Source organism: Veillonella parvula (assembly GCF_001553335.1).
In the GTDB taxonomy this organism is placed as follows: domain Bacteria; phylum Bacillota; class Negativicutes; order Veillonellales; family Veillonellaceae; genus Veillonella; species Veillonella parvula_S.
Genome location: NZ_KQ960791.1, coordinates 36,689 through 51,017 on the forward strand (window position 1 = coordinate 36,689; position 14,329 = coordinate 51,017).

At 41.9% G+C, this 14,329-nt stretch carries 16 protein-coding genes; 15 read left to right on the plus strand and 1 reads right to left on the minus strand.

Annotated features, from left to right (window positions below):
• Positions 1-93 precede the first annotated feature (93 nt).
• Positions 94-333, minus strand: a complete 240-nt coding sequence (locus HMPREF1865_RS04060) for an isochorismatase family protein (protein WP_072270792.1) — start codon at positions 331-333, stop codon at positions 94-96.
• 246 nt (positions 334-579) lie between these two features.
• Between HMPREF1865_RS04060 and HMPREF1865_RS04065 the strand changes: the two genes are divergently transcribed.
• From HMPREF1865_RS04065 to hisH, 15 genes are all read left to right on the plus strand, one after another.
• Positions 580-2,205 (plus strand): tryptophan transporter, encoded by a 1,626-nt coding sequence (locus HMPREF1865_RS04065; protein ID WP_060919264.1) that lies wholly within the window; start codon positions 580-582, stop codon positions 2,203-2,205.
• Entirely contained in the window at positions 2,198-3,010 is an 813-nt protein-coding gene (locus HMPREF1865_RS04070) for an energy-coupling factor ABC transporter ATP-binding protein (RefSeq protein ID WP_060919265.1), read from the plus strand. The genes HMPREF1865_RS04065 and HMPREF1865_RS04070 overlap by 8 nt, the downstream gene beginning before the upstream one ends.
• 9 nt (positions 3,011-3,019) lie before the next feature.
• The gene (locus HMPREF1865_RS04075; protein WP_060919266.1) at positions 3,020-3,688 is read left to right on the plus strand and encodes an energy-coupling factor transporter transmembrane component T family protein; all 669 of its coding nucleotides are present in this window, start codon (positions 3,020-3,022) and stop codon (positions 3,686-3,688) included.
• A 353-nt stretch (positions 3,689-4,041) separates the two neighbouring features.
• Entirely contained in the window at positions 4,042-4,542 is a 501-nt protein-coding gene (locus HMPREF1865_RS04080) for a GNAT family N-acetyltransferase (protein WP_060919267.1), read from the plus strand.
• Between the two features lie 100 nt (positions 4,543-4,642).
• Positions 4,643-5,506 (plus strand): histidinol-phosphatase HisJ, encoded by an 864-nt coding sequence (hisJ, locus tag HMPREF1865_RS04085; protein WP_060919268.1) that lies wholly within the window; start codon positions 4,643-4,645, stop codon positions 5,504-5,506.
• A 4-nt stretch (positions 5,507-5,510) separates the two neighbouring features.
• Positions 5,511-5,975, plus strand: a complete 465-nt coding sequence (locus tag HMPREF1865_RS04090; protein ID WP_060919269.1) for a hypothetical protein — start codon at positions 5,511-5,513, stop codon at positions 5,973-5,975.
• 293 nt (positions 5,976-6,268) lie between these two features.
• On the plus strand, positions 6,269-7,870 hold the full coding sequence (hisG, locus tag HMPREF1865_RS04095; protein ID WP_060919270.1) for an ATP phosphoribosyltransferase: 1,602 nt from the start codon (positions 6,269-6,271) through the stop codon (positions 7,868-7,870).
• Positions 7,871-7,935: 65 nt separating this feature from the next.
• Positions 7,936-9,213, plus strand: coding sequence for a histidinol dehydrogenase (gene hisD, locus HMPREF1865_RS04100; RefSeq protein WP_060919271.1), 1,278 nt, complete (start codon positions 7,936-7,938; stop codon positions 9,211-9,213).
• Positions 9,214-9,223: 10 nt separating this feature from the next.
• Positions 9,224-9,814 carry an imidazoleglycerol-phosphate dehydratase HisB gene (hisB, locus tag HMPREF1865_RS04105; RefSeq protein ID WP_060919272.1) on the plus strand — a complete coding sequence of 197 codons (591 nt, stop codon included), beginning with the start codon at positions 9,224-9,226 and terminating at the stop codon, positions 9,812-9,814.
• A gap of 13 nt (positions 9,815-9,827) precedes the next feature.
• Positions 9,828-10,550, plus strand: coding sequence for a 1-(5-phosphoribosyl)-5-[(5-phosphoribosylamino)methylideneamino]imidazole-4-carboxamide isomerase (gene hisA, locus HMPREF1865_RS04110; RefSeq protein WP_060919273.1), 723 nt, complete (start codon positions 9,828-9,830; stop codon positions 10,548-10,550).
• Between the two features lie 80 nt (positions 10,551-10,630).
• Positions 10,631-11,389 (plus strand): imidazole glycerol phosphate synthase subunit HisF, encoded by a 759-nt coding sequence (gene hisF / locus HMPREF1865_RS04115; protein WP_060919274.1) that lies wholly within the window; start codon positions 10,631-10,633, stop codon positions 11,387-11,389.
• Positions 11,390-11,558: 169 nt separating this feature from the next.
• Positions 11,559-11,876, plus strand: coding sequence for a phosphoribosyl-AMP cyclohydrolase (gene hisI / locus HMPREF1865_RS04120; RefSeq protein ID WP_060919275.1), 318 nt, complete (start codon positions 11,559-11,561; stop codon positions 11,874-11,876).
• 2 nt (positions 11,877-11,878) lie between these two features.
• The gene (gene hisE, locus HMPREF1865_RS04125) at positions 11,879-12,205 is read left to right on the plus strand and encodes a phosphoribosyl-ATP diphosphatase (protein WP_060919276.1); all 327 of its coding nucleotides are present in this window, start codon (positions 11,879-11,881) and stop codon (positions 12,203-12,205) included.
• Positions 12,206-12,324: 119 nt separating this feature from the next.
• Complete coding sequence (hisC, locus tag HMPREF1865_RS04130; protein ID WP_060919277.1) at positions 12,325-13,401, plus strand: histidinol-phosphate transaminase; 1,077 nt, start codon at positions 12,325-12,327, stop codon at positions 13,399-13,401.
• Positions 13,402-13,479: 78 nt separating this feature from the next.
• Complete coding sequence (gene hisH, locus HMPREF1865_RS04135; protein WP_060919278.1) at positions 13,480-14,106, plus strand: imidazole glycerol phosphate synthase subunit HisH; 627 nt, start codon at positions 13,480-13,482, stop codon at positions 14,104-14,106.
• The last annotated feature ends 223 nt before the right edge of the window (positions 14,107-14,329 follow it).

The following is a 14,329-nucleotide window of genomic DNA, read 5'->3' on the forward strand; positions in this document are numbered from 1 at the left end:
ATGTTCGGGCATAAATATTTGATGAAATTTTAACATACATATATGACAAATAGGTGAGAAAAATTATAGAAATCTTTATAAGATTTTCATAATTTAATTGATGCTTAAAATTTCTTTTGTTGTTTTTAACTGCGCGAATCGATTTTGCCAATTATCACTGCCTGTTGCTAATAAACCTTCATCTTCAGAGTGCCTGATAAAAATTACTTCTATATTTTGATCTCTGAAATGTTGAATGATTGCTTTTGTATTTGTGATAAGCTTTTTTGCATCGTAAGGGTTTTCGTTAACTAAACCTTCTTGTATATCGATTACGATTAATGCCTGTGCCATGAGGAACCTTCTTTGTAGACTATATGAAATATATTGATTAGGTAAGTTTTAAGATTTACCATCTTAGCTATCAAAATTAGTGTTAATCTTTTTTGATATAAGTATTTGCATGCATTATATCATAAGTATATGACAAAAAAGTGCGAGATGAGTTCCATATACTGTGCTGATGCTGTCTAGGCTTTCACAAATTCTCGAAGAATGATAAAATAAATCCATATATATTTTTGTAGAAAAGAGGCTATTATGGAACGGATTCAAGATCTTGTGTACACGCATGTGCAGGGTGGCCAGTTTAGATGGGTTACTGTCAGCACATTGATGCTCGCATTGGGCACGATTTTGCATTTGGTGAGCCCTAGTGTGGCTGGGGTAACGCCGAACTGGACGATTGCTACGTACTGCGTAGCTATTTTATTGACTCGTCCTAGTTTGAGTCAAACTTTGGGGATTGGCCTAGTAGCAGCCCTCATCAACGTGTTGACGTCTAAGTCCGCATTCCCGTACGGCAACTTGTTGTCCGAACCAGGTGGTGCTTTGACGGCAGCTCTAGTGACGCGTACTATGCTGTCCATGAAGTTCCGTAAAATTGGTGGTTTTGATTTAACCCCTGTCGTGTCTGGCTTCTTAGCAACTGTTGTATCTGGTGGTATCTTTGTTACTATTTTGTGGCAAGTGCTTGGGTTGCCAAATAATGTGTACATGTACGGCATGTGGCCATTGGTACTCATTGTAGGGGCCTTGAATGGTGCCATTACACCAATCTTGTATATTCCGGCACAACGTTTATTTTCTAAACGTGGCATGTTGCCAAATGCAGATCAATTGACATCTGATCATAGTCGCTTGATTATTTTGCCTGAGCGCCAAGCTAAAATATCCATTGAGCACGTAAATTACTATCATCCTAAGGCAACTACTCCATCCCTTGAAAATATCAATCTCGATGTAAATGAAGGTGATTTTCTCGTTGTTACAGGCCCTGCTGGTTGTGGTAAAAGTACCCTTTGCATGGCGATGGTAGGGGCGGTGCCTAAATTCTATGGTGGACGTCTAGAAGGCATGGTCTTCGTTGATGGTCATGCGACTACGCAAATGGAAATCCCAGAACTAGCGAACCATATCGGTGTAGTTCTGGCCGACTACGATACACAGCTCGTAACGATGACAGTTCGTGAAGAAGTGGCCTTTGCTATGGAAAACCGCGGTTATGACCGCGAAACTATTAAAGCTCGTTCTGAAGAAGTGTTTAAGCAAGTTGGACTTGTAGGCTTAGAAGACCGCAAGATTACAAGTTTATCTGGTGGTCAACGCCAACGTTTAGCTATCGCTTCTGTATTGGCTACGAACCCAACTGTACTTGTTCTTGATGAACCGACTAGCTCTCTCGATCCAGATGGGACCGCTGAATTATATCGCCTTGTAGGTGATTTGAACCAAAAACACGGCATTACCGTTGTTGTTATCGACCATGACTTGCATGCCGTATTGCCGTACGCTAACCGCATGGCCCTCATGGTAAATGGTTCTATCGCCTGTGATGACGATGTACCTACTACGCTTCGTTATATGTATGAACACAATATTCACGTTGATGCATTGCCATCCGTGTTTACTACGTATATGGAATTGGAACAAGCCGGCTTCCACAGCGATGAACCTTGGCTCAGCATCGAGTCTGCTATCAAGGGCTTGCACCAAATTGAAATGGCTCATGCGATTCAAACCGAGGTGCATGGTAAAAGCAATTCTCCAGCTAATCAAAGAAATACAGTAGATAATCTTGCTGATCAATCTAATATAGTAGAAAGTAGACAACCAGTTCAACGTGTTGATGATGTACCAGGAAAGGACGGTGGCGCTCATGCTTAAGGTTGAAAACATCCGTTTTGGCTATGTGCCAGCCGTAGATATTTTCCGAAACGTGAATTTCACCATCGAGGGAGGCGAATATATTGCCATTGGTGGTCGTAATGGTTGCGGCAAAACGACTATTACGCGTTTGCTCGTAGGCCTAGAAAAGGCTAGGGAAGGCCACATGTATTATAACGGCAGAGATATTACGTCCATGCCGCCGTCTAAACGGGGACAATTTATCGGCTACGTATTTCAACAGCCAGATCGTCAAATGTTCAGACCTACCGTAGCCACAGAGGTTGCCTTCGGACCTGAGTCCTTGGGGCGCAGTAAAGCCGAAGTGAAGCGTATTGTTGATGAAGTATTGGAGCACACAGGCATCGGTCATTTGCGTGAAGCCTATCCTCCAACATTGCGCCGCGGTGAAAAGCAACGCGTTGCCATTGCTTCTGCGTTGGCTATGCAATCTAAAATCCTCATCCTTGACGAACCAACCAGTGGTCAAGATGGTAAGGAAACTAAAGAATTATTAGCACTATTGCGTCAGCTCAATTCAGAAGGCATTACAATCCTTCTTATTACTCATGATATGGAAATCATGGCTAGCGAATGTAGCCGTGCTATCATCATGGGCAACCAAACCGTTGCCTTTGATGGCAGTCCAGAAGAATTATTCAAAAAGTCTACGGATGAATTGCAAGAGTTAGGCCTTACGAAACCACCAAGTGTGGAACTTTCACTAGCGGTACCATCCTTAGGCTATTGCAAATCTATGGATGAATTGAAATCCAAGTTAGTGGCTCAGTTGAGTGGAAAATAGGAGGGACATATGGAACGTTTAGTACCGTTAACAAAAATCTTGATGACCCTTGCTGTATCCGTGTGGGCCATCCTATTGCGTGACTGGGCATCGCTATTGGCATTAGTCGTAGTAGAACTCGGTGTACTGTTTTTGGCAGGTTTGTTATTCAAACAACGCAAAGCCGTGTTGGCATTAACTAGCTTCGCTGTATTTCTTGGACTCATCCAATTCCTTGGCAGTGGCGATGTAACCTCTGCCATTGTATCCGGCTTGCGAATGTTGGCTATGACACTTGTCTTTATAGGCCTGTTGGCAACTACAAAATTGCAAGACCTTACGGCCGCGCTCGTAACACAATGCAAAATTCCTTACGAATATGCATTTATGTTCACTGCCGCACTTCGCTTCGTGCCTGATTTCATTGCTGAAAGCCATGCTGTACAAGAGGCGCAAGCTTGCCGTGGCTTATCTCTCGAAGGCAACTTCATTAAGCGTATCAAATCCTATGCATCTGTTATTCAACCATTGCTGTTAAAATCCTTGGGACGTTCCGAAACAATGGCGTTATCCTTGGAACTACGTGGCTTTGGTGGCCCCACACACAGCTTTGCTGCATCCGTAGGATTGAAAAGAATCGACTATACTGTGATTAGTGCTTTAATTGTTATTACAATACTTTTATTTGTTCTTGTGTAATTTTCTTATAAATCAAGTAAGAGTATAGTTTTGCTTCTATAGAAATGTATTAGCTCTAATAGTTATAATAAAAAATATGATGAAAGTATATAAGTAAAATAAGAGCTTTTTACTTATATATGCTTCAAAACGTATATGCTGAGTGGTAAAAAACGTTGCTTTTACCACTCAGTTTTGTTGTATTGGGGATATAGATGTAAAATATGTAATTTTTACTTCTTAAAAATGTAGAATGTGAAATGGTATGTTATACGAATAGTTCGTCCTTTTTCTTGCGTATGTGGTCTCTTTTTATATATTATGTTAAATAGAAATAATATTTTTTAGGATACCCACAATTTTGAGGAATACTTATGAGTGAATTAGTAATACGACCAATCACAAAGGATGATATAGCCCCTTGTTTAGATATTTACAACTATGAGGTTGTGAACGGCGTAGCTACGCTTGATCTTGAACCTCGCACGTTGTCAGAGTGGCAGGAGTGGTATGAGTCTCATAGCGATGAGCACCATCCTATTGCGGTAGGTACCATTGATGGGATTGTAGCAGGCTATGCATCGCTTTCACCATATCGACCTAAAGAGGCCTATAAAAGTACCGTCGAACTATCTATCTATATCCATCAAGATTATCGCGGTAGGGGGATTGCTACACAACTGATGGCTCATATTTTAGAAATAGCAAAAAATGATTCGTTATTGCACAATGTGGTATCCGTTATTACGGCTGGCAATGAAGGCAGCACCAAGTTACACGCACGATTTGGCTTTACCTATTGTGGTCTAACGCCTCAAGTTGGATTCAAACATGGTAAATATCAGGATACCGAAACATACGCATTATTGGTATAATAATTAGTATAGTAAAATATATAAATTAATACGTTATACCAATGATATATAGATTATAGATAAGGGTTCGCCAGGGGTTGGGGCGAATAGGGGTGATTGAATGAACATGAAAGGTGAACGGCAGTTCGTTGGATATAGTAAGTATCGCAGCCGTCTCGTGGACGGTCATGTGCATACGGAGTTGTGTCCACATGGTAGTGGGGACCGAACTGCGATGATGATAGAAAAGGCCATCGAGTTGCGTATTGAAAAGGTATGTCTTACAGAACATGCACCATTGCCAACAGCTTTTGCTGCAGAATACGGTGGTGATAAAAAGGCCTATGACACAGCGTCTTTGAAATTAAATGAAGTTGATACTTACTTAGAGTTGGGTCGTCAATTACAACGTGCGTATGGCACACATATCGATATTTCTCTCGGTTTTGAAGTCGATTATATTCCAGGCTTTGAATCAGACATTCAAGAGTTCTTGGATCGCTATGGTCCGTTGACGGATGATAATATTTTATCCGTTCACTTTATGGAAGGCGTTAATAATGCCTTTTACTGCTTAGACTACAGTCCTGAAGAATTTGAGAAAGGCTTCGGACCGTGGATCGAAAAACAATATGAGTTATATTACAAATATTACTCCACCGTACGCCAAGCTGTGCGTGCTGACCTCGGTGAATATACACCTAAACGCATAGGTCATTTTGATTTAATCAAGAAATACCAACATCACTTTGGATTTGAACGTCATTTAGATCGTCGCAATGCGCAGGTGGTGAGTGATATTTTGCATATCATGCGCGTCCAAGGTCGTGAGCTAGACTACAACATGAGCGGGTTCTTCAAACCAGACTGCCGTGAAATGTACCCAAGCCGCTTCATTCAAGGCATGGCGGCTATCATTGGTGTGCCATTTGTATTGGGCTCTGATGCACATAGTGTGGCAGATATAGAACGAGTTTGGGGCTAGAGTGATGAGAAAGTTTTGGTTTGGGTTTATTATTTTGATTACTTTAATAACAGCTTTTATAGCTTTTATGTTTTATCATGAACCATCATCAGATGAGCTGGTTGGCCGTAGTGTAGTTTTAGAGTTTGGGCCTAAGAATGAAATTTATATTAGCAAATGGGGTAGCCAATTTATTGTATCTGATATTAGTTTCTCTAACTCTAAATTTCCTTATTTCTTTGATGCCTTTGTAGAGAAAGATAAGGCTGGCAGCTCGTATCTATACTTATTGTGTAAGGATAATATGATTGTCTTTGATAATAATATGAATTGTGTTTTATTCTTCTCCAGACAGAACAAAGAGTCCAAAGTTTTATTAGAGCATGTACGGAAATATTACCATTTTAACGACAGCAAAATTAAGTATAAGATTGAAGACTTAGATGAAGTTGATAAGTCTTCATATCTATCATTACAAAGTCAAAATTAATCCTTAATTATATTTTATTTAATTATGATCCATGAGAGGATATAAACTATAGACGGATTATTTTGATAGTAAATACATGAAATCATAACGGTTCTATTGACAATTCTATAGAACCGTTATATTATGATTTCATACTTTAATAAAGTAAAGCGATAAAATAGAAAAGTATCGATATAGGTAAATTTTTTCTCATAGTGTATTGAATAGCCACATAGCTAGAATGATAGCAAAGGCATATGGCTTTCACAGGTGTGAGAAATGATATGAATCAATTGATAGAAAGGATGTTTACGATGGTACAGCAGCAATTACCTACGGGGTTCCGTGATGATATAGGGATCGTAGCAGAGCGCAAGGATGATGTGAGTCAATATGTACTCGGTCTTTGTCGAAATCGTCAATACACAAAGATCTCTACGCCTCTCGTAGAGTACAAAGATGTATTCAATGGCTATGCAATGGGGCGCGGTCAACATATGTACGAATTCATGGATAGTTCTGATGAGTCCGTCGTAATTCGTCCTGATTTGACGATGCCAATCGGTCGTTTTTTGGCGACTACCAATATTGAATTGCCTCGCACGTTCTACTACTTGGGCGATGTGTTTATGAAAAATAAAAAGCACCGCGGCGATGTGAACCAAGTGACGCAAGGTGGCATCGAGATGGTAGGCTACGAAGGGCTTGAGGCTGAGCAAGAGTGCTTCAAGATTATTAAAGAGGTGAACGAAGCTCAGTTGGGTAATCATTTGTTGCTCGAAATTGGGGATGCTCGGTTCTCTCGTGCTATTACCGATGCTCTTGGACTCAGCGATGATGAAAAAGCGGAGCTCTTAGAGGCGTTATTCACTAAATACTTGCCACGATATAACGAGTTGATTTCTGATTTTAAAAATAGTGCGTTATATCCATTCTTAACTGTATGGCCTCGTTTATTTGGTACGGTTCAAGATATAAAGGATGAGCTAAACCAAATTATCTTGCCTGCAGCGGCGCAGCGTATTTTAGATAATCTCGTAGATATGGCAAATCAAGTGGAAGCAACGGGGCAACAGGTTCGCATCGATGTATCTACGGAACCGCTTCAATCCTATTACACAGGCCTTACGTTTAGAGGCTATGTGGATGGCGTGTCTCAATATATTGTTAGCGGCGGTCGTTATGATGGCTTGCTATCTAGCTTTGATGGTACGCCGATGCCGGCTGTAGGGATGGCTTTCAATATCGACGTCTTGACTGATGTTACCTTGCAGGGTGAAAGCAAAGCTCAAGATAACGATACATTGCGTATTGCTCTTACGAAGGGGCGCGTAGAAAAGGATTTTATTCCACTCCTAGAAGCATGTGGCATTGACTGCGAGCCATTACATAATAAGGCGCGCAAGCTCATTATCTCTTTAGGTGATTCTATGGAGGTCATCCTTGCAAAGGGGCCAGATGTAACGACGTATTTGAAAAATGGCGTGGTTGATCTTGGCATCGTCGGTAGCGATGTGCTCGATGAACAAGACGATACAAGCTATGAAATGCTAGATTTACAAACGGGTAAATGCCAATTTATCTTGGCGTCCTTAGCGGGCTATGATCCTAAAGAGGGTCGCCGTCAACGAATTGGTACGAAATATCCAACCGTTACAAAACAGTACTTTGGAGCTCAAGATGTGGAAATCATCAAGATTGAAGGCTCTGTTGAGCTGGCCCCACTTGTAGGACTAGCAGATGCTATCGTAGATATTACGGAAACGGGTACCACTTTGCGTGAAAACAATCTAGAAATCTTCGATTGGCTACAGCCCATATCTACACGCTTAGTAGCAAATCCGCTAGCATTAAAACAAAAGCGAAATACCATTTTTAATCTCATAGATCAGCTTTCAGAAGCAATTAATAAATAAGATGTAGATTGAATCATATATTTAACTAGCAATACGGATAGCTCAAATAGGAAGAAGGATGACAGATGAAAATATATAAGGAATCATTAGAGGCGATGCTTGCCATTGTACGGAATTACACACAGCAAACCACAGATATGGAGATTGAGCGTCGGGTGTACGATATCATTGCTGATGTCCGCACTAACGGTGATGCGGCGCTCAAAGCGTATTCTGAAAAATTTGACGGTGTTTCCATTGAAGATTTCAAGGTGCCTCAAGAGGAAATCGACGTAGCTTATGAGTCTTTATCTGATGATTTGAAAGCCGCATTATTAAAGGCAAAGGCAAATATTACAGAATTCCACAGCCGTGAAATCGAGCAAGGCTTTGTGGATATGGACACACCGGGCATCATCCGCGGTCAAAAGGTGATTCCCTTGGCTCGTGTTGGTCTTTACGTCCCTGGAGGTACAGCCGCGTACCCTTCGACCATTATCATGACTGCTTTGCCTGCAAAGATCGCAGGTGTAAAAGAAATCATCATGGTTACGCCGCCTCAAAAGGATGGCATTAATCCTGCCGTATTAGGTGCTGCAAAGCTTGCCGGCGTTGATGCGGTATATCAAGTGGGCGGTGCTCAAGGTGTGGCGGCCCTTGCTTATGGTACGGAAACGATTCCAAAGGTAGATAAAATCGTAGGTCCTGGCAATATTTACGTGGCAACGGCAAAACGTCAAGTGTTTGGTCAAGTCGATATCGACATGATTGCGGGCCCAAGTGAAATTGGTGTTATCGCCGATGACAGCGCAAATCCAGTGCATCTCGCAGCAGATCTCTTATCCCAAGCGGAACATGACCCTCGTGCGCGCGCCATTATGGTGACTACTAGTGAAAGCTTAGCAAATGCCGTATCCGATGAGGTAGAACGTCAACTTAAATTGTTACCTCGTGAAAGCATCGCTCGTCCAGCTATTGAAAACAACAGTTATATTGCCATTATGGACAGCATTGAAAACATGTTCACGGTGATGAACGAAGTGGCGCCAGAGCATTTGGAAATCCAATTGCCAGATCCAATGAATTACATGAGCCTTGTTCAAAATGCAGGCTCCGTATTCCTCGGTGCTTATGCGTCTGAGCCATTGGGCGATTATGTAGGCGGTACGAACCACGTATTGCCAACTAGTGGTACGGCGCGATTCTCGTCTCCGCTAGGCGTATATGACTTTGTGAAACGTACATCTTTCACACAATTTACAAAAGAACGTTTAGAAGAAGTGGCAAAACACATTACTACATTGGCTCGTACGGAAGGTCTCGAAGCGCATGCTCGTGCCATCGAAGTACGATTTGAAAAATAGAGGGAATATTATGATACGCACAGGCACGGTGCAACGCACCACTCAAGAAACAGATATTACAGTAAAAATTACCCTTGATGGGGCGCAAACGAGCTCCATCTCGACCGGAATTGGCTTTTTTGACCACATGTTGACGTTATTGGCGAAGCACGGCCGTTTTGAACTTATGGTAGAGGCAAAGGGCGATACATATGTGGATGCTCATCATACGGTTGAGGACGTTGGACTTGCATTAGGTCAGGCCTTGGTGAAAGCCCTTGGCGACAAGGCTGGTATCGAGCGCTACGGCGATGCGTGGGTTCCTATGGATGAAGCATTGACGCAAGTTGTAATCGACTTGAGCGGTCGCCCATACCTCGTTTTCCAAGGGGAATGGAGTACGCCCGTTTTAGGTGGTAACTTTGAAACAGAGCTAGTGGAGGACTTCTTCCAAGCTTTTGCGATGAGCGCTGCTATGAATTTGCATGTGCGCAATCTATATGGTCGCAATACACATCACATTATTGAAAGTATGTTTAAGGCAACGGGCCGTGCGTTGCGCAAAGCAGTTACTATTAACCCAGATATTCAAGGCGTAAATTCTACAAAGGGCGTTATTTAATAAAGGAGAATGTATGATTTTTCCAGCTATAGATTTACAAGATGGGCGCAGTGTTCGCCTCTATAAAGGTGATTTCACACAGGAAACGGTCATCAATCCTGATCCAGTAAATCAAGCGAAACAATATGAAGCAGCTAAGGTTGGAGCCTTGCACCTTGTCGATTTAGATGGTGCCAAGGCGGGCAAGCCTGTAAATATAGACATTGTAAAAGCAGTGCGTGCAGCTTTCACAGGCATCCTTGAAATTGGAGGTGGCATTCGAGATAAAGAGGCCGTTGACCTCTATTTAAGCTTGGGCGTAGACCGCGTTATCTTAGGCTCTGTAGCGTTTAAAAATCCGGAGCTTACAAAGCAGGTTATCACTGAATACGGTGCGGAGCGCATCGTTATCGGTGTAGATGGAAAAAATGGCAAGGTCGCCGCTGAAGGTTGGCTCGACCAATCCGACGTGCCGATGACCGATTTAATCGGTGCCATGGTTGAAGGTGGGGCAAAGTATTTCATTGTTACCGATGTAGACCGAGACGGTACAATGCAGGGTGCCAATGAAGAGTTACTTGGTAATTTGCAAAACGAATTTCCTACTGCACGCATCGTTGCCTCTGGGGGTGTTCGTAATTTGGCAGATATTAAATCTCTTGAACAAAAAGGCGTTATGGATAGCATCGTAGGGAAGGCTCTGTACGAGGGCTCGATTACACTAGAGGAAATCGCCGAGTACAATCAGCAGAAATAATAGAAATGTGATGCTCTTAAATTAATTATTGGCTGTAACTAATGGAATATATTGAGTGACACTCGATGGAAAGGAGCTTTATGTTAGCGAAACGGATTATTCCCTGCCTAGATGTAGATGATGGGCGCGTAAAAAAAGGGGTTAACTTTGTTAATCTCGTAGACGTAGGCAGTCCAGTAGACATTGCGGCTTCCTATGAGCAGCAACAAGCTGATGAGCTCGTATTTTTAGACATTACGGCCACCGTTGATGCGCGGACCACTATGCGCGATGTGGTACAAGAAATCTCCACACAAGTATTTATGCCACTCACCGTGGGTGGTGGTATAAAGAGTATTGAAGATATGACGGCTTTATTGAAAGCTGGTGCGGACAAGGTATCTTTGAACTCCGCGGCTCTCGCTAACCCTGAGCTCATCACAGAAGGGGCTCAAAAGTTTGGCAATCAATGTATGGTTGTAGCCATCGACGTGAAAACCGATGAAAAAACTGGTGAATGGTATGCTTACACTCATGGTGGGCGCAACCGTACAGAATGGAAAGCTCTCGACTGGGCTAAAGAGGCCGTAGCTCGTGGAGCAGGAGAGTTGCTAGTGACAAGTATGGACAAAGATGGCACGAAATCCGGCTTTGATATTGAACTATATAAGGCTCTAGAGTCCGTCGTAAATGTACCTATCATCGCCTCTGGAGGAGCAGGTAAGGTTGAGGATTTTATAGATCTCTTTAAGCAAACCAGCGTTACCGGTGCACTGGCGGCATCTATATTCCACTTCGGAGAAGTTAAAATTCCTGAACTCAAACAAGAACTACGAGCTCACGGAATTACAGTACGCTAAAACAGATTTAAAAAATTATTATCTCTCGTAAGTTCTTTACTATTTTATATGTCCAGAATTAGTTAAATAGTTTATTTATAGATAAACAGAAAATAGAAATAGTAATAGATAGAGATACAAGCTAATATAGGATAACAGTTTGGTGATTACTTTTAATAAAGGATAGAATATGAAACCGGATTTTGAAAAAGGAAATGGCTTGTTGCCGACGGTTGTGCAGGATGCAGAGACAAAGGATGTCCTCATGGTGGCGTGGATGAACGAAGAAAGCTTTCACAAAACACTAGAAACAAGGGAAACGTGGTTTTGGTCTCGATCTCGTAAGGAGTTATGGCATAAGGGTGGTACTAGCGGTAATGTGCAGCACGTGGTGAGTATGGCCCTCGATTGTGATGGCGATACCTTGCTCATTCAAGTTAAGCCGGAAGGTCCTGCCTGTCATACTGGGCGTACAAGCTGTTTTTTTAATGAAGTAGAACGGAGTTAAACATGGCACAGCAAACACTGAACGAATTATACGAAATTATTAAAAATCGCAAGGCACAGCCAAAGGAAGGTTCTTATACGAATTATTTATTCAATAAAGGACTCGATAAAATTTTGAAAAAAGTTGGTGAAGAGGCTACAGAGGTAGTAATCGCCGCAAAAAATGATGATCCTCAAGAACTGATTTACGAAACGGCAGACGTGTTATACCACTTGCTCGTGTTATTAGCGGAGAAAAATATTCCATACGAAGCCATTGAAGCTGAGCTAGCGAGCCGCGAAGGGGTTGTTAGCAAGACTACGGATCGCCCAGAAATTACAAACTTATAATGTATATCCTATTATGAGCTTGGACATATGAGCTCTGGTGGAGTTCATATGTGTCTTTTGTGTGTTATATGAGTTATATGCGTTATATGCGTTAAGAAAATAGTTAGAAAGGATAGCCTATGAAAGAGATAATTCGCACATTGAAACCTTATATACCTGAGGAGCCGGCTGAAGCGGTGAAAGAGCGCCTTGGTGTAGAGCGATTGGTGCGCTTGTCGGCGAATGAAAATCCCTACGGTACATCGCCATTGGTACGGGAGGCTATTCTTAGCTATGTAACTCATAATGATGCTAACTACTATCCAGATGGCAACGCCTCCGATTTGCGTATGAAACTCGCTGACTACTGGCAGGTACAACCTGAGCAACTCATCATCGGAGTAGGTCTCGATGAAGTCATCGCCATGGTCAATAAAACATTGATTACTACGGGTGACTCCATCGTAGTAAGCGTGCCAGCCTTCTCGGAATATGCCTTGAATGGCCTCGTGGAAGGTGCTGAGATCCGCGAGGTGCCAGCTGATTTTGAAACAGGACAGTATGATTTTTCTGCTCTCGTGAAAGCTGTAGATGAAACGACACGCCTCGTGTGGATTTGTAATCCTAATAATCCAACGGGTACCTATGAGTCTGTTGAAGATATCCGCAAATTTGTAGCAGCTATACCAAAGGAAACCTTGGTCATCATAGACGAGGCGTATATCGATTTTGTTACCTCTGTAGCAGTTCCTACGGCACGTGCGCTCTTGGATGAGTTCCCTAATGTGGCTATCATGCGTACCTTCTCGAAAGCCTATGGCCTTGCCAATTACCGTGTAGGTTACATGATGACACCTATAGAATTGGCAAATTATATGCAAACCATTCGCTTGCCGTATAATTTGAATACCTTATCTCAAGTGGCTGCAGAAGCCGCTTTCGGTGATCAAGAATTCGTGGCGAGAACGGTCTCTCAAAATGTAAAGGAACGGGCAAAATGGGAAAGCCTCTTTGATGAGCTAGGTATTCACTACTATAAGAGTGAGGCTAATTTTATTTTCTTTGCAGCGCCTGATGCAGACGGTCTTGCAGATGCTTGGCTTAAATCAGGTTACCAAGTGCGCCGAGGTCAACGAGAAGGATGGTTACGTCTTACGATTCCCATGTCTCAAGATGGGGATGTTATGCGTAAGATATTAAGAGACTTCATGAATTAATTCGTATAGAATAACATACAATTCGTAATACGTTTTGTTTAATCTTATCGTGTTTTACCCTATAGAATGGAGTTTATCATGATTGCCATTATAGATTATGATGCAGGAAACACCTTCAATGTCCAGAAAGCCTTAGCTTACATTGGTCTTGAAGCAGTGCTAACGGCAGATTCGGCGACTATATTAAATGCTGATGGTGTTCTCTTGCCAGGTGTAGGCGCATATGCGCCAGCGATGGCAGTTCTAAAAGAGCGTGGTTTAGTCGATGTCATCTATGAAGTAGTAAAACGGGATATGCCTTTATTAGGTATTTGTTTAGGCATGCAACTTTTATTTGAAGAATCTGAAGAATACGGGCCAACTCCTGGTTTAGGACTTATTCCCGGTAAGGTAAAAGAAATCCCTCGCGATCTAGGTCTTAGCGTGCCTCATATGGGTTGGAATAAAAATGTAGTACAGCAGCCTCATAGTGCTTTTAGCAATGTAGATGATCAATATACATATTTCGTTCATTCCTATTATGTGGATACAGATCCTGAATATATCATATCTACTGCAAATTATGGTATCGATGTACCTGGCATTGTAGAACGAGGTAGAGTATATGGAATGCAATTCCATCCTGAAAAAAGCGGTGTCGTAGGTCTAAATTTGTTACGTACATTTGGGACTATTACAAAAATTTATAGAACAGCAGGAGAATAGGGATATAGCTATCTTTCATTACAGATAGAAATAAGTCATTCAGTAACCAATATATCTAGGATAATAACGGCATCTCATAGGTAGAGAATGCCGTTATTATGCTTTATAGTTATACTTAACTTTCAAAATGAGAAATTAATAATTGACACCTTGTTGATTAGTTATACAATTATGTTGTAAGTACTAACATTTTAGGAAGCCATTGTGGCATGGATACGATACA